A 23249-nucleotide genomic window follows, 5' to 3' on the forward strand; every position below is an offset into this window, starting at 1 on the left:
CGGCAGCCTGCACCGCCGCCCGGTTGCGTTACTGGAGCACGACCTTCGGGAAATAGAACGAGACGACCCAGTTGGGCATGTCCACGATTTCCGAGATCCTGAGATCGCCGCAGACCGAGCACAACATGTAAGCATCGACCGCGCTGTAGCCGTGACGGGCACACAAGAGGTCGATCATGTTGGACACGGCTGCCTGAGCCCCCTCAAACAGATCGCTGCCGATGCCGGTGGTGACCTCGTAGCCCATCTCGTCGAGATGACGGGTGACCGGCCCCGGCGTTTCAAACCGCGGCATCTTGAGGTTGGCCCCCTTGATGAGATCCAGCTCGACGACTGTGTTCATCGGGCTTTCGATGGCGGTTCCGCAGACCTCGCCATCGCCCTGGGCCGCATGGGTGTCACCGATGGAGAACAGGGCTCCGGCAACTTCCACCGGCAGGTAGAGAGTCGTTCCGGCAGCAAGGTCGCGGATGTCCAGGTTTCCACCTACCCGCCGGGGCGGAACGATGGAATGAAGACCCGCCTCGGCCGGTGCGACACCAATGGTGCCGGCAAACGGCTTCAATGGCACCTTGCCAAACGGTGCAAAGGCCGACGTGCCCAGCTTGTCCTTGTCGTAGGACCAGACATGCAGGGCCGGTTCCTTGAACTGGTCAGCCAGCAGTCCGAAGCCCGGAATGTTGGCGGTCCAGCCGAAACCGGACGGCTTGAACTCGTGGATCTTGACCACCAGTGCGTCGCCCGGCTCGGCCCCATCCACATAGATGGGGCCATTGACCGGATTGATCTTGCCGAAATCCAGCGTCGAGACATCCGCGACAGTGCTTTCAGGCGTCAGCTGCCCGGCGGAACTGTCGAGACATTCGAATTCCAGCACCGTGCCCGGTGCCACCGTTTCGGCCGGGGTATTGGAATTGTCCCAGCCGAAATGGTGTTGTGCCGCGTGGATCGTGTAAGCGGCCTTGCAGTTACTGCACATCTTTCGCCCATACGTAGTCGTAGTTGACGGGAATGTGGACCGGATCGACGAAGATGGCGTCAGGGCCACCCAGCCGTTCGGACCGCATTGTGAAACGCTGCTCGTGGAACACCGGTGCCCAGGCCGCATCGTCCATCACCGAGATGAAGATCTTGCGCCAGGCTTCCTCGCGCTCGGCCTTCTGTGCCGGATCGGTCATGCTGTCGGCGGCAGTTGCCTGCTTGTCCAGCTCCTCGTTGCAGTACCAGGACCAGTTCCAACCGCCCTTGACCGCACCGGCACAGCCCAGGATCGGACCGTAGAAGTTGGACGGATCCGGGAAGTCGGCAATCCAGGCCATGCCACCGGACCAGATCATCGGTGCCTGGTCGGGTTCGCCGCCGGCCGCGATCACGTTGGCCTGGGCCAGTGCCTTGATTTCGGCCTTGATGCCGATTTCGGCAAGGTCGGCCTGGATGGACTGGGCAATACGCGGGTTCGGGTCGGTGTTGTAGACATAGAGTTCGGTCTCGAACCCGTCAGCCAGACCGGCCTCGGCCAGAAGGGCCTTGGCGGCTTCCGGATCGTAGGCGTAACCGGTGTACTCGTTGTCATACCCCGGCATGGTGGGCGGCAGCGGCTGGTTTGCCGGAACGGCGCGGCCGTTGATGATGCGCACGACGCGATCCTTGTTGATCGCCATGTTAACGGCCTTGCGCACTTCCAGCTTGTCGAAGGGCGGCATCTTCACGTTCATGGTGACATAGCCGGTGTGCAACTGGCCGCCTTCGATGATCAGGTCCTTGTACTGCGGGTCCTTGGTCACCTCCAGGAACTTCGCCGGCGGAATGCCGTCGCCCGGAATGTCGGCTTCGCCGCGCTGCAGACGCAGGAGTGCAACCACGGGCTCCTGGCCAACTTCGAAGGTGATTTCGTCAAGCTTGGGCACGCCCGAGCGCCAGTAGTCCTCGTTGCGCTTGAACACCAGACGCTGGCCGAGAGTCCATTCTTCCAGCGAGAACGCACCGGTGCCGACCGGGTGCTTGCCGAAGTCGGCGCCCCATTCCTCCACGGCCTCTTTCGGCACGATGGACGAGAAGTTGATGGCCATCACATGAAGGAAGGTCGCGTCCGGGCGGGACAGCTCGATCTTGACCGTATAGGGATCAACGACGGCGACACCTTCCAGGCTGGTGGCATCTCCGGCCGCTACGGCATCATATCCCTTGATGGAACCAAAGAAGCCCGCGCCCGGGCTCTGGGTGGCCGGATTGGTGACGCGGTCGAGCGAATACTTCACGTCTTCCGCCGTCATCTCACGCCCGTTGTGGAACTTGACGCCCTCACGCAGCTTGAAGGTGAAGACCGTGCCATCGTCGGAAATCGTGTAGTCCTCGGCCAGGTCCGTCATCAGGTTTGTGGTGCCGGGTTCATAGTCCATCAGACCATCGAACAGGCTCTTGATCATCGACCAGTTCTGCCAGTCGTAGCCGATGGCCGGGTCAAGCGTGGAGACATCGTCCTTGTAGGTGACGATCATCGATCCGCCCTGCTTGATGTCGTCCGCCAGAGCGGATGCCGATGTCAGGGCGGTGGCGGCGAGAAGGGCGGCAGCCCCTGCCAATACTGTCTTCTTCATAGTCCAACCTCCGGTTCTTACGGTGATGTGCCGGGCCGCTCTGAAGACGGTTTTCCGGCGGTTGCCGCGCGTCAGCGCAGCTTGATCCTCGGATCAATCAGGGGAGCGATCAGGTCGGCAAGGAAATTGCCGAGCACGATCGCGAATGCGGACACGAGCGTGACGCCCATGATGATGGGAATGTCGACCCGCTGGATGGCCTGCCAGGCGAGCTGGCCGATGCCCGGCCAGCCGAACACGCTCTCAACCACCACGATGCCGCTCATGAAAAGACCGATATCGATCCCGATCATGGCGATGATCGGCAGCAAGGCGTTGGGAAGGGCGTGGCCGAACAGGACCTGCCAGCGTTTCAGACCTTTGGCGCGCGCCGTGCGGATGAAGTCCTGGCGCAGCACGTCGATCATGGCCGAGCGCATCATCCGCGAGTACCAGCCTGCGCCCAGGAACCCGAGGGTCAACGACGGCAGCACCATGTGCATGAAGGTGCCGTAACCGCCGATGGGGAACCACCCGAGCTGCACCGAAAAGACGTAGAGCAGCAGGATGCCGATCACGAACTGGGGCGAGGACACGCCGACGAAGGAAAGGACCATGAGGCTCGTATCTGTCGCCGTGTTCCGGCGCAGGGCTGCGACGAGCCCCATGGTAAGTCCTATCGCCAGTTCGCAGACGATGGCGCCGACCATGAGAAGGAGCGTTGCCGGCAGACGCGACCAGATGAGCGCGCCCACTTCCGTCTTCTGCAGGTAGGAGCGGCCGAGATCGCCCTGCAGCAGCCCGGTCAGATAACGGAAGTACTGCTGGTAGAACGGCAGGTTCAGACCAAGCTGCTCGCGAATGTTCTCGACCGTCTGCGCGGTGGCGCTGCGGCCGGCGATCTGGCGGGCCGGATCGGCCGGGATCAGATAGAGCAGGACGAAGGTCAGGAAGGTGATGCCGATGAGGATCAGCACGGACTGGAACACCCGGCGCAGAATATAACCGCCCATGATCAGTGCCTCCCCTTCTGCGTCGGATCGAGCACCTCACGCAGCGCATCGCCCAGCAGGTTGAAGCCCAGCGCCAGCGCGATGATGGCGACACCCGGGAAGAACACCAGCCAGGGGGCCGAGGTGAAATAGGTCTGGTTTTCGTAGATGATATTGCCCCAGGAGGGGGTCGGCGGCTGAACGCCGATGCCGAGATAGCTGAGCGTTGCTTCCAGAAGCACGGTTGTCGAGATGCCCAGCGTGCCGAAAACGACGATGGTCGACAGAAGATGCGGCAGGATGTGCCTGAACAGAATGCGGAAGAGACCGGCACCCATCGCCCGTTCTGCCAGGATGAACTCCCGCTCCGACAGCGACCTGGTTTCCGTATAGACAACGCGCGCCATCTGCACCCAGTTGACCATGGCGATCACCATGGCAACAATCCACAGTGAAGGCCGGAACAGGGCCGCCAGCGTGATGGCAAGCAGCAAGGCCGGAAAAGCCATCATCAGATCGGTGAAGCGCATCAGCACAGTCTCCACCCAGCCCCGGAAGAAGCCGGCAAGAATGCCGACAAAGGCACCGACGGCAACGGCAATGCCGTTGGCGACAATCCCGATGATGAGCGAGGTCTGCGCACCATAGATCAGGCGTGACAGGAGATCCCGGCCAAGCAGATCCGTGCCCAGCCAAAAGGTTTCACCCGGTGGCAAGGGTGCGCCTTCCAGCGTCAGGCCTTCGAAGAACTGTTCCGCCGGATCGAACGGCGCGACAAGGGGTGCAAATACGGCAGCCCCGACAATCAGGCCGACCAGACCCAGGGCGAAAACGGCGAGCTTTCTTTGCAGGAGACGTCGCCAGACGCCTTCGGGTGTTTCGGGAACGGTGGCTTTCACGGTGTCGGGCATCACTTCAGGCTTCACGTCGGCCGGCATTCTGCCCTCCTGAACGCGCCAGCAGATCAAGCGCAACGTCTTCCATGGTTTGCCGGCTCGCCATTGCCATGTCCTGCAGCAGCTTGTAGGCGGTTTCGGCGTCACCGCCCTGATGCTGCATGAGCAGAATGATGGCTTCGGCCACCTGAGGCCGGCAGGCGAGGCGTGCCTCCAGTTTGGCAATCCTTTCTTCCGATGCACGGCGCATGGCAAAGGTGCGCGTGGCAACGACAAGCGCGCCATAGACACCGCTTGATGCGATGGGCTTGCTCAGGTGGGCAATGGCACCACGCCGGATGGCCCATTCGACCCGGCCCGGGGCTTCGCTGCCCATCAGTGCGATCATCGGCATCGGGTGCTCCTCGACAGGCCAGGGGAACTGGGCATCGTGACCGGCATCGGCGTCGAATATCACCAGGTTGGCCTGTCGCGCGTCTTCGGGAAGTTCCGGCCAGGCGGTCGACGTCGCGATGCCGAGACGATCAAGCTGGCGGCACACGGCATCCCTGTCGGAATGAGGCTTGTGCAGGATCGTCGCGGACCAGCCGCGGAAACTGGGGGTGCGGAACAGGCTGCTCATGACGATACCAGCCTCAATCTCGGCGAATTGCCGTTGTCCGGAACCGGTGCGTCACCAGACGAACCGGCGTTGCTTTCCAACGGGTCATAGTGAACCAGATAGGGGTCCGGTGCCAACGGTCCGGATGTCTTTTCGATGATCCTGAACCGGGACCGGATGCGATCCGGACCGGTTGTTTCGACCACGGCGATCAGGGGCTGCAGGTAGGCGTGCTGCGTTTGCGGGTCGATGCGGATGTCGCGCAAGGGGGTGCGGTGCGGGCGGCGGCACAATTCCGCCAGAACATGGTCCGGCGCATCCGAGCCGCAAGCCTCGATGGCGCGGGCAAGAAGCCAGACGGCCTCATAGGGCCCGACAAACATGGACGATATCGACGCATCCGGGCCGCGCAGGCCTTCCAGGCGGCTGAGAAAATCCGCGTTTTCCGGCGTGTCCAGTGTTTCGAAATAAGTCGAGGTGGACACAAGTCCTTCGGCGGCCGCGCCCAGAATCGGCAGCTCGGCTTCCGTCAGATTGCAGCTGAGGATCGGGCAGCGGTTCGGCGCGAAGGCGGGATCTTCTATCGCAAGCCGCTTCATCGCACGCAGAAAGGCGTAGCTGCTTTCGCCGATCAGGTTGTTGAAGATGAAATCCGGTCGCTTTTCGCGGATCTCGGCGATCAGATGGTCGATGTTCTCGTCGCCGATGGCAACATAGCGCTCGCCCAGCACCTCGCCGTCACATCCGGCCAGAAGCTCTCGGGCGATGCGGTTGGTTTCCCAGCCCCAGATGTAATTGGATCCGAGCAGGAAAGCCCGGCGGCCGGACTCCGGAACGATGTGACGGAAAAGCGGGACCACGCCCTGGTTCGGGCAGGCGCCGGTATAGACCACACGGTCGTGGCTTTCGAAGCCTTCATAAGGCGTGGTGTACCAGAGCAGCCCCCGGCCACGCTCCATTACCGGCAACACTTCCTTGCGGCTTGACGATGTCTGGGTGCCTATGATGTGTCGACAACCGGCCTCACGCATCATCCGGTCAGCTTCCACGGCGTAGTTTTCAGCGGATCCCCTGGGATCACCGTCCACCCGCAGGAAGCGGAAATCAAACAAGCCGGACGCGTTGATTTCGTCGATGGCGATCCGGGCACCCCAATAGCCTTCCTGCCCGATCGCGGCATAGGACCCGGATTTCGAAAACAGAACGCCGACCGGTATTTCCCCAAAGGCCATGTATTACCCTGCCCTTCAGCCGAACGATGTGAACCGCGGAGCTGAACATAAAAAAACCCCGACCCGCAGGTGTCTACCTGCGACAGATCGGGGCGCAATTGCCGTGCGGCTGAACGATTGCCGCTATTTCGATATCAGGATCGCCGAAGAAAAAATTCTTGTCAATCGCCGTAAAGCCCAAAGATCAGCCACGCATAAAATTTCGCCACCAATCGAGCCAAAAGCAATCGCCCCCAAACGAACCAATTTCGCCAATTTCGCCACTTCGGAGACAACGCATCAAAACCGGCTCTTTTTGTTGAAAAGAATGGCAAATTTCTCATCAATACAAGCAACAATCAGCCCCAATCTGGCGATGTGGCAGCACAAAATTACACTGCGAGAGATAACCTGACGAAAAATACGGAACCGATTAAAATTTGTTCCCTGGCGCAAATTTTAGGCAGGGGGAGTGGCGGGCCTCCCCATCAATGCGCCAACTTAGAATTCATATCGTATCTTTTATTATATTTTACAATCACTTAACATGTTCTCATCTGACGCCGACCTTATAGCTTAGAAAGCAATCACACACGGTCTCAGTCTATCTCCGGGCACGTTTTCGCGAAAAGCACTACTTGCACAGCTAAAAATATCGCGCCAATAATGTGACCAATTCAAATTGGTTCGAATTGGTATGGTATGAGCGACACCGACAAACCTTCACAGCGCAACTCCAGCATGGCTTTGGAACGACTTCGGATCATCGTGGACCAGCTCACGGCGGAGGGCGTCGAACAGCTTCCCACGGAGCGCGAATTGTCCGAGACCATCGGTGTCGGCCGCAGGGCCGTGCGCCGGGCTCTGGAAGTGCTCGAGACGGAAGGCAAGATCTGGCGCAGGCAGGGCGCGGGGACCTTTATCGGCAGCGAACCGGCCCAGCCGGAGAAACAGATCCTGTCGCTGCACGAAAATTCCAACATGCTCGAAGTGATGGAAGTCCGGCTGCAGATAGAGCCCGTGCTGGCCCGTCTGGCGGCCCTGCGGGCAGCCCCTTCCGATATCGCCGCCATGCGCGACCTCGCCGACCGCGTCGGCAAGGCGGAAGACATGGACAGCCGCGAACTGTGGGACAGTGCCCTGCACCGGGCCATCGCACGGGCTGCCCGCAACACGCTGTTTCTGGCCCTTTTCGATGTCGTTGACCGGGTCCGGCAGGACACCGCCTGGCGCCATGTCCGCGAAGCCCTGAGAACCGATGATGCGCTGACACTCTACCGGGCACAGCATGTCGACATCATCGCAGCCATCGCGAACCGGGATCCCATCACTGCTGAAAAAACCATGCGTGCCCACCTTCTGGCGCTGCAGGAGCGCCTGCTGTTCCAGAGTGCGAGCGAGGCGGCCAATGCCGACTGAAGCTCCGTTGAGCGCCCCTGTCCTGGATGTTCAGGACCTCTCGCTCCGTTTCAAGGGCGCTCCGGCCAATATCGTTGATGGTCTGTCCTTTGCCGTCCGTCCGGGGGAAACCCTGTGCATCGTCGGAGAGAGCGGCTGCGGCAAGTCGGTTACCGCCCTGTCGCTGATGGGCCTGTTGCCGAAAGGTGTTGCCAGGGTCATGTCCGGAACGGCAACTTTCGGCGGACAGGATCTGCTGGCGCTGCCGGAGCGCGCCCTCGCCGACCTGCGCGGCGACCGCATTTCCATGATTTTTCAGGAGCCGATGACCTCGCTCAATCCGTCCTACCGGATCGGAGACCAGATCGCGGAAATCGTGCTGCGCCATCGCCCGGTGAGCCGGGCCGAGGCCCGCGCGCGGGCGCTGGAAATGCTGGAACGGGTCAAGATCCCGGCCGCTGCCAGCCGGCTGGACGATTATCCGCATGAACTGTCCGGCGGCATGCGCCAGCGTGTCATGATTGCCATGGCACTTGCCAACGATCCGGTCCTGCTGATCGCCGACGAGCCCACCACCGCGCTGGACGTCACTATCCAGGCCCAGATCATCGACCTGATCGAAGACCTGCAGAGGGAAAGCGGAACAGCGCTGATCATGATCACGCATGATCTGGGTGTCGTTGCCGAAATCGCCGACCGCGTCTGTGTGATGTACGCCGGACGCGCTGTAGAGGAAGGCCCGGTTTCCGCGATCTTCGACGATCCGCAGCACCCCTACACCATCGGCCTGATGAGTTCCGTGCCGTCGGTCGGACCGCGTTCCGGCAAGCTGGCAACCATCGGCGGCATGGTGCCGACCATCGACAACATGCCCGCCGGTTGCCGGTTCACGCCGCGCTGTCCCTTCGCCGGGACTGCTTGTGACACCGCACCGGCACTTGTCGAACTTGGCCCAACCCACAGGGCGGCCTGTCATTACGCGCCGCTGGAAAGCGCATTTGCGGAGGCCGCCGGATGAGTCTGCCGACCCGGGACAAGATCATCGAGACACGCGCCGTTACCAAACGGTTCGGCGGCCGCAAGAGCCTGTTCAAACCGGCCACCTCGGTCAGCGCCGTCAACGGCGTGTCGCTGAACATTAAACGGGGTGAGACCTTCTCCATCGTCGGGGAAAGCGGTTGCGGCAAGTCCACGCTGGCGCGTCTTCTGGTCCGCCTGCTGACACCTTCGGACGGTGCCGTTCTTTACGACGGAAACGACATATCGGCACTGTCGGAGCAGGAAATGCGCCGACTGAGGAAAGACCTGCAGTTCGTTTTCCAGGATCCGTTCTCCTCGCTCAATCCGCGCATGTCCGTCGGTGCGCTGATCGAGGAACCGATGAAGGTTCACACGACGCTTTCGCGCGCCGAACGGCGCCAGAAAGTCGCCGAACTCCTGACCAAGGTCGGGCTTCGTCCCGCCTTTGCCAACCGCTATCCGCACGAGTTTTCCGGTGGTCAGCGACAGCGCATCGGCATTGCACGGGCGCTTGCCAGCGGTCCCAAGGTAATCGTCGGTGACGAACCCGTCTCGGCACTGGATGTTTCGGTTCAGGCCCAGGTCATCAATCTTCTGGAAGACCTGAAGTCGGAATTCGACCTGACGCTGATCCTGATTGCCCACGATCTGGCGGTTATCCGCCATATGAGCGACCGGGTGGCCGTCATGTATCTGGGTGAAATCGTCGAGCTGGCGCCCAATGACGCGCTCTTCGACAAGCCTCTGCATCCCTATACCCAGGCCCTGATGCGCGCGATCCCGATCGCCTCGCCCCATGGCCGGTCGATGAAGGCCGCCCTCCTCGGCGATGTGCCCTCGCCGCTGGATCCGCCTTCAGGCTGCCGTTTCCATCCGCGCTGTCCGCACGCGACCGACCTTTGCAGCCGGGAAAAGCCCGAACCTGCCACCGTCGCAGGTGACAGGACCGTTGCCTGCCATCACTGGGAAAAGATCGCGGAAGACGCCCAGTCCCCTGTTCTGGAACCGCCAAGGAGCCCCAATGCGGAAAAGCGCTTCGCGCTGTTCCGGACCCGAAGTCAACAAAAAGAGCCGACGACGGCCGCAAGACCCTAAATCGAGCCCTTCCGAGAGGAGTACAAACATGCGTAAGGATTTCCTTGCCGCGCTGCTGCTCAGCGCAACAACCCTGGCCACGGCCGCCCAAGCCGCCGATCTTCGCATCGGCCTGCAGGACGACGCCGATGTGCTGGATCCCGATCAGTCCCGGACCTTTGTCGGCCGCATCGTCTACACGTCGCTGTGCGACAAGCTGGTCGATATCACCCCGGACCTTGAAATCATCCCGCAGCTTGCCGCCGGCTGGACCTGGTCCGACGACGGCAAGGTTCTGACCATGGACCTGCGCGACGGCGTGACCTTCCACGACGGCACCCCCTTTGACGCGGAAGCCGTGAAGGCCAATATCGAACGTTCGAAGAACCTTCCGGAAAGCCGCCGCAAGAGTGAGGTCAAGTCCATCGAGGGCGTGGAGGTTTCCGGCCCGCTTCAGGTCAAGTTCACCTTGACTGCACCGGACGCGACGCTGCTGGCCCAGTTTGCCGACCGCGCCGGAATGATGGTGTCGCCGACCGCCGCCGAGGCAGCCGGTGCCGATTTCGGCAACAACCCGGTCTGTTCCGGCCCGTTCAAGTTCGTTGAGCGCGTCCAGCAGGACCGTATCGTCCTGTCCAAGTTCGACGGCTACTGGAACAAGGATGCCATCAACTTCGACACGGTCACCTTCCTGCCGATCCCCGACACGACCGTGCGTCTTGCCAACCTGCGCTCCGGCGACATCGACATGCTGGAACGCCTCGCGGCAACCGACGTTGCCTCGGTGAAGGGTGATGCCAACCTCGGGTTCGCCGAAGCCGTCAGCCTGGGTTACCAGGGCATCACGGTGAACATCAACAACGGCGAGAAGGGTGACAACCCGTTCGGCAACGACCCGAAGATCCGACAGGCCTTCAGCCTGTCGCTGGACCGTGACGCGATCAACCAGGTTGTCTTCGAAGGTGCGTTTGCCCCCGGCAACCAGCCGTTCCCGCCGACCAGCCCCTGGTACGACAAGGACTATCCGGTTCCGGCCCGCGACGTCGAAAAGGCAAAGGCCCTGCTCAAGGAAGCCGGCTATGACAGCCTCGATGTCGAGGTGCAGGTGGCCAACAACCCTGTGCAGACTCAGATGATGCAGGTTGTCCAGTCGATGGCCGCCGAGGCCGGCTTCAACGTCAAACTGAAGTCGATGGAATTCGCCAGCCTGCTGGCGGACCAGTCCGCTGGCAACTACCAGGCAAGCCAGGTGGGCTGGTCGGGCCGTGTCGATCCGGACGGCAACATCCACCAGTTCATGACCTGCAAGGGCGGGATCAACGATTCCAAGGTCTGCATTCCTGAAGTCGACAAGCTGCTGGACGAAGCGCGGCAGAGCAATGACATCGCCACGCGCAAGGCCAAGTATGACGAGGCTCGGGATATCCTGATCAACGAATTGCCGATCATCTATCTCTACCACCCGACCTGGATCTGGGCGCTGTCCGGCAAGCTGGAAGGCTTCACCGCCTATCCGGACGGCATGATCCGCCTCGAGAACGTCAAGTTCAAGTAACCACACCGATGACGGGACCCGGCTTTGGCCGGGTTCCGTTTCAAACGGATTTTGCCCGAATGCTGTCCTACATCGCGCGCCGGCTGGTCATCGCCATCCCTACGCTCATTCTGGTTTCGATCTTCGTGTTCGTGCTGCAGAAACTGCTGCCCGGCGACCCGGCACTCGTGCTTGCCGGTGAAGAGCGCGATCCGGCTGTGCTGGAGTTCATTCGCGAGAAATACCGGCTCAATGACCCGATCATCTACCAGTATTTTTACTGGATGAAGGCCATGCTGCAGGGCGACCTCGGCATTTCGCTGCGAACCAATTTGCCGGTGACGGAGCTAATTGCCGACAAGCTGCCGGTCACGATCCAGCTCGCTGTGATGGCAATGATCATCGCCTTTGCCATCGGCATTCCGGCCGGCATCCTGTCCGCGGTGCGCAAGGGCACTGCCATCGACTACATCGCCAATTTCGTGGCGCTGTCCGGTCTGTCCATTCCGAATTTCTGGCTCGGCATCATGCTGATCATGCTGGTCTCCGTCCAACTGGGATGGCTGCCGGCCTCAGGCTATGAATCGCCCTTTGTCGATCCGCTTAAATCACTCCAGACAATGATCATGCCCGCCTTTGTGCTGGGCACGGCGCTGGCCGCCACCTTGATGCGCCACACCCGCTCGGCAATGCTCGGTGTGCTGAAGGCCGATTATGTCCGCACGGCCCGCGCCAAGGGCCTTCTGGAAAACGTGGTCATCCTGAAACACGCCTTCCGCAACGCCCTGCTGCCCATCGTGACCCTCAGCGCACTGCTCTTCGGCGAATTGCTCGCCGGAGCGGTGCTGACGGAACAGATCTTCACCATCCCCGGCTTCGGCAAGCTGATCGTGGATGCGGTCTTCACCCGTGACTATGCCGTCGTGCAGGGAGTCGTCATGTGCACGGCCGCCGGTTTCATCCTGATGAACCTGATCGCCGACGTCCTCTATTTCCTTCTCAACCCGCGCATGAGGAGCAGCCTGTGAGCGCCGTGACCACCGCCGCAGATCCGGCTGAGGAAACAATCCGCCTCGAAAGCCGCGCCTGGAAAAAGCTGAAGGCGAACAAGAGCGCGCTGTTCGGTTTCATCATTGTCGCCTTCTTCGTCGGCATTGCCGTCGCCGCGCCAGTGCTGCCCATTGCGGATCCGGTCGCAACCGACTGGGGCGCGGTGCGCAAGGCGCCCTCCGCCGCCCACTGGCTTGGCACCGACGAGATCGGCCGGGATATCCTCTCGCGCATGATCTGGGGGGCTCAGGCCTCGCTGATGGCCGGTGTCGTCTCGGTGTTGATCGCCGTCTTGATCGGCGTTCCCTTCGGTCTTCTGTCAGGTTACTTCGGCGGCTGGACCGACCAGGCGATCTCCCGGGTCACCGATGCACTGCTTGCAACGCCTTTCCTCATTCTGGCCATTGCGCTTGCCGCCTTCCTGGGGCCGAGCCTTACCAACGCCATGATCGCCATCGGGCTTTCGGCCATGCCGATCTTCGTGCGCCTGACGCGCGGACAGGTGCTGTCTGTCAAGACGGAAGACTATGTCGAAGGCGCGCGGGCCATCGGGCTCAGCCATGTCGCGATCATGTCCCGCTACATCCTGCCCAACGTGTTCGCGCCGGTTCTGGTTCAGGCGACGCTGACGGTGGCGACCGCGATCATCGCCGAAGCAAGCCTTTCCTTCCTCGGCCTCGGTCAGCAAGCCCCCGCCCCAAGCTGGGGCTCCATGCTGAACGTCGCCAAGAACTTCATGACCCAGGCGCCGTGGATGGCCTGGTGGCCGGGCGCGGCGATCTTCCTGGTCGTTCTCGGTTTCAACCTGCTGGGCGATGGCCTGCGCGATGCTCTCGACCCGCGCGAAAGCTGATCCGTTTTTTAAAACCCAAAGAGTAACTCATGCCGACTTTTACCACCCGCCCCGAAATCACCGGCACCTTCGGTGTCGTCACCTCCACCCACTGGATCGCAAGCGCCGTCGGCATGAGCATCCTGGAAAAAGGCGGCAATGCCTTCGATGCCGCCGTCGCGACCGGGCTTGTGCTGCAGGTTCTGGAACCGCATCTGAACGGTCCGGCAGGCGACCTGCCGGTGATCTTCCACAAGGCCGGTACCGGCGAAACCAAGGTTGTCTGCGGCCAGGGCCCTGCCCCGGCGGGAGCCACAATCGAGCATTACAAGGCGGAGGGCCTGGATCTCATTCCGGGCAACGGTCTGCTGTCGACTGTCATTCCGGGCGCTTTCGACGGCTGGATGCTGATGCTGCGCGACCACGGCACCTTGAGCCTGCGCGACGTGCTGGAGCCTGCGATCTATTACGCTGAAAACGGCCAGCCGATGCTGCCGGGCGCAGCGGCAACCATTGGCGGCCTGAAGGACTTCTTCCAGACAGAGTGGCCGACGTCCTTTGAGACCTGGGTACCGGGTGGAACCGTGCCGGAAGCCGGCGAGATGTTCAAGAACCCGGTTCTCGCCCAGACCTGGACGCGGCTTTTGAGCGAAGCGGAAGGCCAGACCGGCCGCGAGGCCCAGATCGACGCGGCACGCGACTGTTTCTATCGCGGTTTCATTGCCGAGGAGATTGCGGCCTTCCTGGAAAAGACCGAGGTGATGGATGGCTCGGGCGCCAAGCACAAGGGTGTGCTCACCGCCGACGATCTGGCGAGCTGGAGCGCGACTTACGAAGATCCGCTCCTGGGCGACTATCACGACTGGACCGTTGCCAAGACCGGCCCGTGGGGACAGGGGCCCGTGCTGCTGCAGGCGCTGGCTCTGCTGAAAGGCTTCGACATCGGGGCCATGGACCCGGCCGGCGCCGACTTCGTCCACCATGTGACGGAAGCCATGAAGCTCGCCTATGCTGACCGCGAAGTCTATTACGGCGATCCGGCCTTTGTTGACGTTCCGATGAGCACACTGCTGTCGGAAGACTACAATGACGCGCGGCGGAAACTGATTTCCGACACCGCCTCCTTCGACCTGCGCCCCGGCGTTCTGCCGGGCTTCGAGGACCAGGTGGCGGCCAACATGGCCGTGATCGAACGCGCCGGCATTGCCAACACGGGTCTTTACGAACCGACGATGGCGCATCTTTCGGAGCGGCGGGGCGACACGGTTCATCTCGACATCATCGACCGCTGGGGCAACATGGTTGCCGCAACACCGTCCGGTGGCTGGCTGCAATCCTCGCCGATCATTCCCGCGCTCGGTTTCTGCCTGAATTCACGCGCGCAGATGTTCTGGCTGGAAGAGGGCCTGCCGACCAGCCTGGCGCCCGGCAAACGCCCACGCACCACGCTGACACCGAGCCTTGCCTTCCACGAAGGCCGGCCGGCGATGGTGTTCGGTACGCCCGGCGGCGACCAGCAGGACCAGTGGCAGCTCTCCCTGTTCCTGCGGCTTGTGCATCACGGCCTCAACCTGCAGGAAGCCATCGACCTGCCGCTGTTCCACACCACCCATTTCCCGACCTCCTTCCACCCGCGCCAGCGCCAGCCGGGGCACGTGATGGCCGAAGGCAATTTCAGCGCCGAGACGATCAATCTGCTGCGGGCCCGCGGGCATTCGGTGGAGGTTTCCGGCAACTGGACCATCGGCCGGCTGACCGCCGCCAAACGCAGCGCTGACGGCGTTCTGAAGGCAGCGGCAACACCGCGCCTGATGCAGGCCTACGCCATCGGTCGATAAAGACAAACATCAGCCCACCGGTGCCTTGCAGACATTGGCACCGGTGTGCTCTGTCTGAGCTATGCGAGGAGCTTCCTGAGGGCTTCGGCATCGATTGCCCGGCAGACCGCGCCGGACGGACGCGCCGTTGGCGTATCTTCAGCGGCCAGCATGGCGTTGAGAACGGCTTCCTCGACTGCTTCTACAGCGGCCATATAGACCGGATCGAGCAGATCGTCGTTCAGCGACACCATGGATTTCCACGGTCCACTGAGCTGCGGCAGATCCATTTCATTGGCGGTGCTGAAGGCAAGGAAGATATCGCCGGAATTGTTTCCGCCCGGGGTGCCGCCCCGACCGATGCCGATGGTCGCGCGGCGGGCCAGGCGGTCGAGCTGGCACGGCAGCAGCGGCAGATCCGTTGCGATGATGACGATGATCGACCCGCGTTCCGCATTGAAACCGGGTATCCGGTTCTCCGTCATTTTCTCGCCTACCGGCTGTCCCAGCACCTTGAGCCATGGCCGAACGCCGTGATTGGCCTGCACAAGAACCCCGAGCGTATGGGTTTTTCCACCCGCTTCGACACGCCGCGAGGCCGTGCCGGTTCCGCCCTTGAACTCGTAGCAGATCATGCCCGCGCCGCCACCTACATTGCCTTCGGCGGGCGGTTCTGATGTTGCATTTTCAAGGGCTTTTGCCGCGTGTTCCGGCCGCACATGCAGGCCGTTGATATCGTTCAGGACTCCGTCATAGGTTTCGGCAACAACCGGCATCGCCCAAAGATGGTTGTTTTCCCAGGCATCGCGGTAGGTGTCGACCATCCAGCGCACGGCGGCCTCATGCGCGGCGCCCACGCTGTGCGTGTTCGTGATCAGGATCGGACCGGTGAAATAGCCGGCGTCCCTGACCCAGTGGCTGCCGGTCATTTCGCCATTACCATTCAGCGCATGCAGCCCCGCCCACACGGGACGCGGAGTCGACAAGCGGCCCCGGGGCAGGATTGCCGTCACGCCGGTCTGTACCGGAAGGCCGTTTGTCGCCAGCGCCGGTGTCCGTCTTGAGGAAAGCGTCTCGTAGCCGACAAGCACACCTTCGACATCGGTGATCGCGTTTTGCGGTCCCGGTGTGCCCGGCATGGGCAGCCCCAGATCGCGGGCGCGTTTGGACTTGAGTTTCTGCGTCATTTCTTGCGGGACCGCATGTAGAGGCCTACGGAGGCGATGATGAAGGAGAACGCCAGCATGACCGTGGCGATTGCATTGATTTCCGGTTTGATGCCCCTGCGGAGCATGCCGTAGATGTGAACCGGCAACGTGGTGGAATCGACGCCGGAGATGAAATAGGTGATCACCAGATCGTCCATCGAGATGATGAAGGCGAGCATGGCGCCGCCGATAACCCCCGGTGCGATCAGCGGCAGGGTCACCCGTTTGAACGTCGTCCAGCCGTCCGCCCCCAGATCCGCCGATGCCTCTTCAAGGCTGTCGTCCATATCCGAGATACGGGCGCTGACCACGATGAACACATAGCTGCTGAGGAAGGTGCAGTGGCCGATGATGATGGTGTGCAGCCCAAGCCCGAAACCAAAGGACACAAAGAAGATCAGAAGCGCTATGCCGAGGATGATGTCGGGCATGATCATCGGCATGAACATCAGGGCGCGGTAGAAGTTCTTGAGGCGGAACCTGAAGCGGGCGACTGCCAGCGCGACCGACGTGCCGAGCACCGTCGACACGGCCGTGGTGATGAGAGCCACCGTCAGGCTGTTCAGCACCGCACTATAGAGCTGATCGGTCGATTCCACATAGAGCGTCAGCTCGTTCAGCTCCGTCGGAAAGCCGAAGATCGTCCGGTACCAGTCGAAGGTAAACCCCTGCCAGATCATCATGTTGACCGGGTTGGAGTTGAACGAGAACACCGTGATCAACAGGATCGGCACATAAATGAAAATCAGGAACAGCCAGCCGTAGACCGACAGGGCCAGGTTTCTCAAGGAGATCTTGCGTCTCATGTCGCGACCTCCTCTGCCACTTTCGCTGCCCCCGACCGCCGGTCTTCGCGCGTGACGATACGGATGTAGTAAAGCAGCAGGACAAGCACGGCGGCCATGACCATCATTCCGAGCGCGGCTCCGAAAGGCCAGTTGCGCGCCGACAGGAATTGCTGCTCGATCAGGTTGCCGATCATCACCACCTTTGCTCCGCCCAGAAGCGACGGCACGATGAAGTTGCCGAGGCTTGGGATGAAGACGATGATCGAGCCACCGACGATGCCCGGCAGGGTCATCGGCAGGATGACGCGAAAGAAGGTCTGAATCCGGTTGGCGCCCAGGTCCTGCGAGGCTTCGATCAGGCTGAGGTCGAGCTTTTCGATGCTGGCGTAGAGCGGCAGGAACATGAAAGGCACGAACACATAGACCATGCCGATGACGACCGCGGTTCCGGTGAAGATGATTTCCAACGGCTCATCGATCAGCCCGAGGCCCATCAGCGCCTGATTGAAAAAGCCGGTCGGCCGCAGGATCAGGACCCAGGCGAACAGGCGTACGATCAGGCTGATGAAAAACGGCAGCGTGATCAGGAAGATAACCAGGTTCTTCCGCTTCTCCGGCATGCGCGACACCCAGAAGGCGACCGGGTAACAAAGGATGAGGCTGAGGAGAACAGTTGTCGCGGCGAGCTTCACCGAACGCAGGAAGATTTCAAAATAGACCGGATCGAAGCGTTCGTATTTGGTGTCGGCCCAGCCCAGAATACGGCCGTAGTTCAGGTGGAAGAACTTCCATTCAACACCGCCATAAAGCCCCGGTGTGAGCCAGGAATAGACGATCATGATGGTGAGCGGTCCGAGGAAGAAGACCGCGAGAAAGGCGGACGGCGGCAGCAGCAGGCCGAACAGCGTCAGCTTTCGCCTGTGTTCCAGGGTGTGGTGCGCCTTGCTCATGCCGGCGCTCCCTGTCCTGGAATGAGGTGCACGGCATCATGCGGCACGAACAGCGAAGTCTGTTCGCCGATCGTGTGATGCGACGTGCCTGGCCCCGCCCGAAGCGACGCCCGGACAGGCGGCAACCCCTTGCACGCCAGGACAAGATGATAGTCGGTTCCGGCGAAGAAGCTCTGGCTGACTGTGCCCGAGATCTCGTGCCCAGCACGCTCGTCAGGATTGCTTTGCCCAACGCTTTCAACGAGGTTTTCCGGCCGGATCAGCACCTTTGCCGGATCGCCCCGCTTCAGGCCGTTCACCGGGCAATCGCGAATGACGGTGCCGTCGGCCAGCACGACGTCGCAGCTTTCGCCTTCAACCGAAACCACCGTGGCATCCAGAAGATTGCTTTCACCGATGAAGCGGGCGACGAACTCGTTCCCGGGGCGGCGATAAAGCTCCTCCGGGGCATCAAGCTGTTGGATGGTGCCGCCGTTCAGCACCGCGATCCGGTCCGACATCACCAGCGCTTCTTCCTGATCGTGCGTGACGAAAATGAAGGAAATGCCGAGTTCGTGCTGCAGGGTCTTCAGTTCCTGCTGCATCTTGTGGCGCAGGTTCTTGTCGAGCGCCGACAGGGGCTCATCCAGCAGCAGGATCTTCGGCTGGGCAACCAGTGACCTGGCAAGCGCCACCCGCTGCTGCTGGCCGCCGGAAAGCTGGCCGATCTTGCGTGCGCCCATGCCGGCAAGGCCGACGAGCTCGAGCATGCTGCCGACACGCTCCCTGATCTCCGCCTTCGGGACGCCGCCAACCTCGAGGCTGTAGGACACGTTCCGCTCCACGGACAGATGCGGAAACAGGGCGTATCTTTGAAAGACGGTGTTGACCGGCCGTTTGTGGGCCGGCTGGTTGGACAGTGGCTGGCCATCTATGTAGATCTCGCCGCTGTCGAGATCCTCAAACCCGCTGACAGCCCTGAGCAACGTGGTCTTGCCGCAGCCCGATGGCCCAAGCAGCGTCAGGAACTCGTTGTGAGCCACTGTCAGGGACACGTTGTCCAGCGCACGAATAACGCCGCCTTCGGGAGCATGAAAGCTCTTGGAGGCGTTCTCGATCCTTAGAATTCCTTGCATTCTACCCCCTCGGAGCGTCAGGTGACATGCGCGGCCCAAGGCCGCGCAGTCTCATCATGACGGTCGTCCGCATCCGGCGTCACTGAGCCGTTTTGATGCGTGTCCATTCGCTGTTGTAGAGCTGCAGGTCGCGGCCGAGATCCTCGAAGATCTGCAGCTTTTCCATCACCTCTTGCGGCGGGTAGATGCTTTCATTGTTGGCGATTTCCGGCGGTAGAAGCTCCCGCGCCGGCAGGTTGGGCGTGCCGTTCATTTGCTGCTGCACGTTCAGCGCGGCAATTTCCGGCTGAAGATAGAACTGCAGGAACTTTTTCGCGTTTTCCTTGTTCGGAGCACTGGCGAGGACGCAGATGTCCTCCTGGTACATGGTCGCGCCTTCCTTCGGAATGACATAGGCAAGCACGTCCGGAGCCTGCTGCACGAAGATATTCGCGCCGACATACCAATGCGCCGCCGCCACATCGCCCGACTGGACCAGCGGAATGCTGTCATAGGTGAAGGCCGTGACGTTCTTCTTGCGCTCCAGAATGTAATCGGCGGCAGCCTTGATTTCGGCTTCGTCGGTGGAGTTGACGGATGTGCCGTTCATGATGTGGCCGATGCCGATGGTCTCACGCAGATCGTCCAGAAGGATGATCTTCTCGCCCTTGTCGGCAAGGGCAAAGAAGTCCTCCCAGCCGGTCATCTCGGCGACCTTTTTCTTGTTGTAGGCGATGCCGACGGTGCCCCACGCGTAGGGCAGGCAATATTCGGCATCCGGATCGGTCTTCGCGCGAATGAACTGCGGATCGATGTTCTTGAAGGCCGGATCGCTGCCGATATCGGTTTTTTCCAAAAGGCCGAGCTGGAACATGATGTCGTGCATGTGGACCGACGGGAACACGATATCGTAGCCGGTGGCGCCCGCCTGGATCTTCGCCAGCATTTCCTCGTTGGAGCCGTAGGTGTCCAGGTTGACCTTGATCCCCGTCTCCTCGGTGAATTTGGCCAGGACCTGCGGATTGATGTAGTCGCCCCAGTTGTAGAGATTCAGTTCTTCGTCGGCCTGCGCAGCACTGGCAACAGCCACCAGTGCCGCTGCCGCAAGTGTTGCCTTGGCAACTCTCTTCAGCGTGTCGTTAGTCATGGAACCCTCTGGTTTGCTGCCACGTTTCTGGGAGGTGAACGGGCTTGCGTCCAAAAGGAGATTGAATTATGACATTTCTGTCAAATGTTATTTTTCTGTCATTTTGGGAGCTGACATGGAAGCCGGGTTCTCGTCCTTTCCCCAGGCCAAATTCGATGAATTCCTCAAGCGCTTGCAGGATGAAACGCCGAAACTCCCCAAGCAGGAAGCCCGGCTTGCGCAGTTTGTCAGCCTGAATATTTCATCTCTCGGACTGGAAACCGGCAAGTCGCTCGCGGAAAAGGCCGGCGTGTCGGAGGTTACCGTCGGCCGGTTGCTGCGCCGCCTCGGATGCGACGGCATGAAGGGGCTCAAGCAGCTCCTGCGCGAGCATTATTCGGTTACCACCGCCTCCTTCGTCACCGACGGCGACATTCCCGTCCGTTTCGTTGAAACCCTGGAGGCCGAGGTCCAGGGGCTGACCAATGTCTTCAACCAGACCCAGGGCGGCAATTGGGACGAAGTCTCCCGGCTGCTGTCGGACGCCGAGACGATTTTTGCCACTGGGTTTCAATCGATCCGCGGAACCGTGGAGGATTTTGCCCGCCGTTTGGCGCTCGCTCGCAAGAATGTCCACTTCCTGTCCGCCCATGACAGCATGCTGGGCGAATGGCTCGACCAGAGCCCGGAAAGCGCGGCCTCCAGTTGCCTCATACTGGTGGATGTCGTTCCTTACGCGTCGGAGTCGCTGAAGCTTGCCCGGCTGGCCAAGAGCCAGGGCCGATCTGTCATTGTGGTGTCCGATGAATATTGCCACTGGAGCCGGGAGATCGCCGACGCAGCCATCTATGCTCCCTCCAGAACAGGGCTTTTTCTGGAATCGACCATCGGCATTGTTGCCGCGCTCAGCCTGATGGTTGATGTGGCCGCCAGGGCCAACGAGACAGCTTCCGCTCACCGGCTGGTGCAATGGAAGGCGAATTCGAAGAAGCTCGGATTGTTCTAGAGTGTGGACCCAGGTTCAGAACGTGGGCGGCGTGCAGGCACTGACGACGACACACCGCTCGTTCCGGAGCGCCTTGAACCTGTGCGGCGTCGTGCTCTTGAAGAGGTAGGCATCCCCCGGCCCGAGGATCTTTCTCTCCTCACCGACAGTAACCTCAAGCCGCCCTTCAATGACGATCCCGGCCTCCTCACCCTCGTGGCTGAGCATGACCCGCCCCGTATCCGCGCCCGGCTCATAAACCTCATAGAGCATCTGCAAATCGTGTCCGAACAGGCTGTTGCCGACCTGCCTGTAGGAAATGGTGCCCTTGCCGATTTCGGTCAGCTCATCCGCTCCGAAAAACACCTGCTCCTGGCGCTCCGGCTCATAGGCAAAGAACTCCGACAACCCGATGGGTATGCCGTCCAGAACGCGCTTCAGTGCGCTGAGGGATGTGTTGATCTTTGCCGCTTCAAGCTGGGAGATGAACCCGTTGGTGACACCCGCCCGTTTGGCCAGCTCCCGCTGCGAATATCCATGCGCTTGCCGGATCGCCCGCAAGCGCAATCCAACGTCCTTTGAGAAGTCATCGGTGTTTAGTGTGTTTACCATCATAAACACTCTGTCACTCGATGTGCTTCTTTTCAATGCGTTCGCATGGAGAAGAAACAGACTTTTCGCGAAGTCGAAATCGGCGCTTCCTAGAGGGAACGACCGAGGAGACATCCATGAACATCGTCCGTAACGACACAGATTTTCGATCCAACCAGCCGCTTGATGCCTATTGGATGCCCTTTACCGCCAACCGGCAGTTCAAGCAGGCGCCGCGCATGCTGGTCTCCGCCAAGGGCATGCATTACCGCAGCGATGACAATCGCACCATTCTCGACGGCACCGCGGGTCTGTGGTGCTGCAACGCCGGGCACGGCCATGAGGAAATCACCAATGCGGTCGCCCGGCAGCTGTCGGAACTGGACTTCGCCCCGTCCTTCCAGATGGGCCATCCGATCGCCTTTGAATTTGCGGACCGGCTGAAACAGGTTGCGCCCGATGGCTTCAACCACGTCTTCTTCACCGGGTCCGGATCAGAATCCGTCGACACCGCCCTCAAGATGGCTCTGGCTTATCACCGTGCCCGCGGAGAGGCCTCCCGTACCCGTCTGATCGGCCGGGAACGCGGTTATCACGGTGTCGGCTTCGGCGGCATTTCCGTCGGCGGCATCGTCAACAACCGCCGGCATTTCGGCTCGCTTCTTACCGGCGTCGATCACCTGCCGCACACCCATGCACCCGAACACAACAGCTTCAGCAAGGGTCAGCCGGACTGGGGCGCTCACCTGGCTGACGATCTGGAGCGGATCGTCGCCCTGCACGGGGCGGAAACGATCGCTGCGGTCATCGTCGAACCGGTTGCCGGCTCCACCGGCGTGCTGATCCCGCCCAAGGGATACCTGGAACGGTTGCGCGCGATTTGTGACCGTCACGGCATTCTGCTGATCTTCGATGAGGTCATCACCGGTTTCGGGCGGCTTGGAGCCCCCTTCGCCTCAGACTTCTTCGGCGTGAAACCGGATCTCTTCACCACCGCAAAGGGCCTGACCAACGGCGTCATTCCGATGGGCGCGGTCTTCGCGCAGGACGCCGTCTATGATGCCTTCATGGATGGGCCTGCCGAAACGATAGAACTCTTTCACGGCTATACCTATTCCGGTCATCCAGTTGCCTGCGCCGCCGGCCTTGCCACGCTCGACATCTACGAGAAACAGAACCTCTTGACCCGAGGCGCCGAGATTTCAAACTCTTGGCAGGACAAGATCCACACGCTCAAGGGCGCAAAACACGTCAAGGACATCCGGACCATCGGCGTGATTGCCGGGATCGAGCTTGAACCGCGCGAGGGAGCCGTGGGTCAGCGCGCCTACGAAGTCTTCGTCAAATGCTTTGAAGCCGGGCTTCTGATCCGCGTTACCGGCGACATCATCGCACTGTCACCTCCCTTGATTGTGGAGGAAGAGATGATCGACCAGATGGTGGAGACGCTTGGCGCGGTTCTGTCCGAGACAGCGTAGTTTTCTGCCGACCGGAACATTAAAGCCC

At 61.2% G+C, this 23249-nt stretch carries 22 protein-coding genes; 10 read left to right on the forward strand and 12 right to left on the reverse strand.

The features are described from left to right. Nucleotides 1-28: 28 nt before the first annotated feature. From ACYQ54_RS10840 to ACYQ54_RS10865, 6 genes are all read right to left on the reverse strand, one after another. The gene (locus ACYQ54_RS10840) at nt 29-979 is read right to left on the reverse strand and encodes an acetamidase/formamidase family protein (RefSeq protein ID WP_460082026.1); all 951 of its coding nucleotides are present in this window, start codon (nt 977-979) and stop codon (nt 29-31) included. Beyond that, complete coding sequence (locus ACYQ54_RS10845) at nt 969-2597, reverse strand: ABC transporter substrate-binding protein (protein ID WP_460082028.1); 1629 nt, start codon at nt 2595-2597, stop codon at nt 969-971. The genes ACYQ54_RS10840 and ACYQ54_RS10845 overlap by 11 nt, the downstream gene beginning before the upstream one ends. A 71-nt stretch (nt 2598-2668) precedes the next feature. Continuing rightward, nucleotides 2669-3589: an ABC transporter permease gene (locus tag ACYQ54_RS10850; protein ID WP_460082030.1), complete on the reverse strand. Its 921-nt coding sequence runs from the start codon at nt 3587-3589 to the stop codon at nt 2669-2671. 2 nt (nt 3590-3591) lie between these two features. Further along, nucleotides 3592-4479: an ABC transporter permease gene (locus tag ACYQ54_RS10855; protein WP_460084747.1), complete on the reverse strand. Its 888-nt coding sequence runs from the start codon at nt 4477-4479 to the stop codon at nt 3592-3594. A 4-nt stretch (nt 4480-4483) separates the two neighbouring features. After that, nucleotides 4484-5086 (reverse strand): ANTAR domain-containing response regulator, encoded by a 603-nt coding sequence (locus ACYQ54_RS10860; RefSeq protein ID WP_460082032.1) that lies wholly within the window; start codon nt 5084-5086, stop codon nt 4484-4486. Further along, nucleotides 5083-6297, reverse strand: coding sequence for a transporter substrate-binding domain-containing protein (locus tag ACYQ54_RS10865; protein WP_460082034.1), 1215 nt, complete (start codon nt 6295-6297; stop codon nt 5083-5085). The genes ACYQ54_RS10860 and ACYQ54_RS10865 overlap by 4 nt, the downstream gene beginning before the upstream one ends. Between ACYQ54_RS10865 and ACYQ54_RS10870 the strand changes: the two genes are divergently transcribed. The 8 genes from ACYQ54_RS10870 to ACYQ54_RS10905 all read left to right on the forward strand — a co-directional run bounded on the left by ACYQ54_RS10870 (nt 6296) and on the right by ACYQ54_RS10905 (nt 15022). After that, entirely contained in the window at nt 6296-6691 is a 396-nt protein-coding gene (locus tag ACYQ54_RS10870) for a hypothetical protein (RefSeq protein ID WP_460082036.1), read from the forward strand. The two genes, ACYQ54_RS10865 and ACYQ54_RS10870, sit on opposite strands and share 2 nt — an antisense overlap. 287 nt (nt 6692-6978) lie before the next feature. Next, on the forward strand, nt 6979-7695 hold the full coding sequence (locus ACYQ54_RS10875; RefSeq protein WP_460082039.1) for a FadR/GntR family transcriptional regulator: 717 nt from the start codon (nt 6979-6981) through the stop codon (nt 7693-7695). Further along, nucleotides 7685-8692, forward strand: coding sequence for an ABC transporter ATP-binding protein (locus ACYQ54_RS10880; RefSeq protein ID WP_460082042.1), 1008 nt, complete (start codon nt 7685-7687; stop codon nt 8690-8692). Before ACYQ54_RS10875 ends, ACYQ54_RS10880 begins: the two co-directional genes overlap by 11 nt. After that, a complete protein-coding gene (locus tag ACYQ54_RS10885; protein ID WP_460082044.1) occupies nt 8689-9789 on the forward strand; it encodes an ABC transporter ATP-binding protein in 1101 nt (366 codons plus the stop codon). The genes ACYQ54_RS10880 and ACYQ54_RS10885 overlap by 4 nt, the downstream gene beginning before the upstream one ends. A gap of 28 nt (nt 9790-9817) precedes the next feature. Continuing rightward, a complete protein-coding gene (locus ACYQ54_RS10890; RefSeq protein WP_460082047.1) occupies nt 9818-11323 on the forward strand; it encodes an ABC transporter substrate-binding protein in 1506 nt (501 codons plus the stop codon). Between the two features lie 59 nt (nt 11324-11382). Then, nucleotides 11383-12330 (forward strand): ABC transporter permease, encoded by a 948-nt coding sequence (locus ACYQ54_RS10895; protein ID WP_148581964.1) that lies wholly within the window; start codon nt 11383-11385, stop codon nt 12328-12330. 5 nt (nt 12331-12335) lie between these two features. After that, complete coding sequence (locus ACYQ54_RS10900; protein ID WP_460084749.1) at nt 12336-13205, forward strand: ABC transporter permease; 870 nt, start codon at nt 12336-12338, stop codon at nt 13203-13205. 29 nt (nt 13206-13234) lie between these two features. Next, the gene (locus ACYQ54_RS10905; protein WP_460082050.1) at nt 13235-15022 is read left to right on the forward strand and encodes a gamma-glutamyltransferase family protein; all 1788 of its coding nucleotides are present in this window, start codon (nt 13235-13237) and stop codon (nt 15020-15022) included. Nucleotides 15023-15081: 59 nt separating this feature from the next. Here the strand turns inward: ACYQ54_RS10905 and ACYQ54_RS10910 are convergent, their stop codons facing one another. The 5 genes from ACYQ54_RS10910 to ACYQ54_RS10930 all read right to left on the reverse strand — a co-directional run bounded on the left by ACYQ54_RS10910 (nt 15082) and on the right by ACYQ54_RS10930 (nt 20188). Next, nucleotides 15082-16188 carry a DmpA family aminopeptidase gene (locus tag ACYQ54_RS10910; RefSeq protein ID WP_460082052.1) on the reverse strand — a complete coding sequence of 369 codons (1107 nt, stop codon included), beginning with the start codon at nt 16186-16188 and terminating at the stop codon, nt 15082-15084. Further along, a complete protein-coding gene (locus ACYQ54_RS10915; protein WP_460082054.1) occupies nt 16185-17015 on the reverse strand; it encodes an ABC transporter permease in 831 nt (276 codons plus the stop codon). The genes ACYQ54_RS10910 and ACYQ54_RS10915 overlap by 4 nt, the downstream gene beginning before the upstream one ends. Further along, nucleotides 17012-17947 carry an ABC transporter permease gene (locus ACYQ54_RS10920; RefSeq protein ID WP_460082055.1) on the reverse strand — a complete coding sequence of 312 codons (936 nt, stop codon included), beginning with the start codon at nt 17945-17947 and terminating at the stop codon, nt 17012-17014. Before ACYQ54_RS10920 ends, ACYQ54_RS10915 begins: the two co-directional genes overlap by 4 nt. Beyond that, the gene (locus tag ACYQ54_RS10925; protein WP_460082056.1) at nt 17944-19062 is read right to left on the reverse strand and encodes an ABC transporter ATP-binding protein; all 1119 of its coding nucleotides are present in this window, start codon (nt 19060-19062) and stop codon (nt 17944-17946) included. Before ACYQ54_RS10925 ends, ACYQ54_RS10920 begins: the two co-directional genes overlap by 4 nt. Before the next feature lie 79 nt (nt 19063-19141). After that, nucleotides 19142-20188 carry an ABC transporter substrate-binding protein gene (locus ACYQ54_RS10930; protein WP_460082059.1) on the reverse strand — a complete coding sequence of 349 codons (1047 nt, stop codon included), beginning with the start codon at nt 20186-20188 and terminating at the stop codon, nt 19142-19144. A 115-nt stretch (nt 20189-20303) separates the two neighbouring features. On the opposite strand from ACYQ54_RS10930, the gene ACYQ54_RS10935 reads away from it, so the two are divergent. After that, a complete protein-coding gene (locus tag ACYQ54_RS10935) occupies nt 20304-21173 on the forward strand; it encodes a MurR/RpiR family transcriptional regulator (protein WP_460082061.1) in 870 nt (289 codons plus the stop codon). A gap of 15 nt (nt 21174-21188) precedes the next feature. Here ACYQ54_RS10935 and ACYQ54_RS10940 read toward each other — a convergent pair whose 3' ends face one another. Continuing rightward, the gene (locus tag ACYQ54_RS10940) at nt 21189-21764 is read right to left on the reverse strand and encodes a cupin domain-containing protein (RefSeq protein WP_460082064.1); all 576 of its coding nucleotides are present in this window, start codon (nt 21762-21764) and stop codon (nt 21189-21191) included. 116 nt (nt 21765-21880) lie between these two features. On the opposite strand from ACYQ54_RS10940, the gene aptA reads away from it, so the two are divergent. Further along, complete coding sequence (aptA, locus tag ACYQ54_RS10945; protein ID WP_460082066.1) at nt 21881-23221, forward strand: omega-aminotransferase AptA; 1341 nt, start codon at nt 21881-21883, stop codon at nt 23219-23221. Nucleotides 23222-23249: the final 28 nt, after the last annotated feature.

The sequence above is a fragment of the Roseibium sp. LAB1 genome (genome assembly GCF_054658235.1).

Excerpts from the sequence above, each read along its gene's own strand:
- ACYQ54_RS10870 (WP_460082036.1), top strand. The coding sequence starts at position 6,296 with ATGTATTACCCTGCCCTTCAGCCGAACGATGTGAACCGCGGAGCTGAA.
- ACYQ54_RS10910 (WP_460082052.1), bottom strand. The coding sequence starts at position 16,188 with ATGACGCAGAAACTCAAGTCCAAACGCGCCCGCGATCTGGGGCTGCCC.
- ACYQ54_RS10855 (WP_460084747.1), bottom strand. The coding sequence starts at position 4,479 with ATGCCCGACACCGTGAAAGCCACCGTTCCCGAAACACCCGAAGGCGTC.
- ACYQ54_RS10875 (WP_460082039.1), top strand. The coding sequence starts at position 6,979 with ATGAGCGACACCGACAAACCTTCACAGCGCAACTCCAGCATGGCTTTG.
- ACYQ54_RS10880 (WP_460082042.1), top strand. The coding sequence starts at position 7,685 with ATGCCGACTGAAGCTCCGTTGAGCGCCCCTGTCCTGGATGTTCAGGAC.
- ACYQ54_RS10920 (WP_460082055.1), bottom strand. The coding sequence starts at position 17,947 with ATGAGCAAGGCGCACCACACCCTGGAACACAGGCGAAAGCTGACGCTG.
- ACYQ54_RS10845 (WP_460082028.1), bottom strand. The coding sequence starts at position 2,597 with ATGAAGAAGACAGTATTGGCAGGGGCTGCCGCCCTTCTCGCCGCCACC.
- ACYQ54_RS10915 (WP_460082054.1), bottom strand. The coding sequence starts at position 17,015 with ATGAGACGCAAGATCTCCTTGAGAAACCTGGCCCTGTCGGTCTACGGC.
- ACYQ54_RS10935 (WP_460082061.1), top strand. The coding sequence starts at position 20,304 with ATGGAAGCCGGGTTCTCGTCCTTTCCCCAGGCCAAATTCGATGAATTC.
- ACYQ54_RS10895 (WP_148581964.1), top strand. The coding sequence starts at position 11,383 with ATGCTGTCCTACATCGCGCGCCGGCTGGTCATCGCCATCCCTACGCTC.
- ACYQ54_RS10850 (WP_460082030.1), bottom strand. The coding sequence starts at position 3,589 with ATGGGCGGTTATATTCTGCGCCGGGTGTTCCAGTCCGTGCTGATCCTC.
- ACYQ54_RS10885 (WP_460082044.1), top strand. The coding sequence starts at position 8,689 with ATGAGTCTGCCGACCCGGGACAAGATCATCGAGACACGCGCCGTTACC.
- ACYQ54_RS10925 (WP_460082056.1), bottom strand. The coding sequence starts at position 19,062 with ATGCAAGGAATTCTAAGGATCGAGAACGCCTCCAAGAGCTTTCATGCT.
- ACYQ54_RS10905 (WP_460082050.1), top strand. The coding sequence starts at position 13,235 with ATGCCGACTTTTACCACCCGCCCCGAAATCACCGGCACCTTCGGTGTC.
- aptA (WP_460082066.1), top strand. The coding sequence starts at position 21,881 with ATGAACATCGTCCGTAACGACACAGATTTTCGATCCAACCAGCCGCTT.
- ACYQ54_RS10860 (WP_460082032.1), bottom strand. The coding sequence starts at position 5,086 with ATGAGCAGCCTGTTCCGCACCCCCAGTTTCCGCGGCTGGTCCGCGACG.
- ACYQ54_RS10840 (WP_460082026.1), bottom strand. The coding sequence starts at position 979 with ATGTGCAGTAACTGCAAGGCCGCTTACACGATCCACGCGGCACAACAC.
- ACYQ54_RS10890 (WP_460082047.1), top strand. The coding sequence starts at position 9,818 with ATGCGTAAGGATTTCCTTGCCGCGCTGCTGCTCAGCGCAACAACCCTG.
- ACYQ54_RS10930 (WP_460082059.1), bottom strand. The coding sequence starts at position 20,188 with ATGACTAACGACACGCTGAAGAGAGTTGCCAAGGCAACACTTGCGGCA.
- ACYQ54_RS10865 (WP_460082034.1), bottom strand. The coding sequence starts at position 6,297 with ATGGCCTTTGGGGAAATACCGGTCGGCGTTCTGTTTTCGAAATCCGGG.
- ACYQ54_RS10940 (WP_460082064.1), bottom strand. The coding sequence starts at position 21,764 with ATGGTAAACACACTAAACACCGATGACTTCTCAAAGGACGTTGGATTG.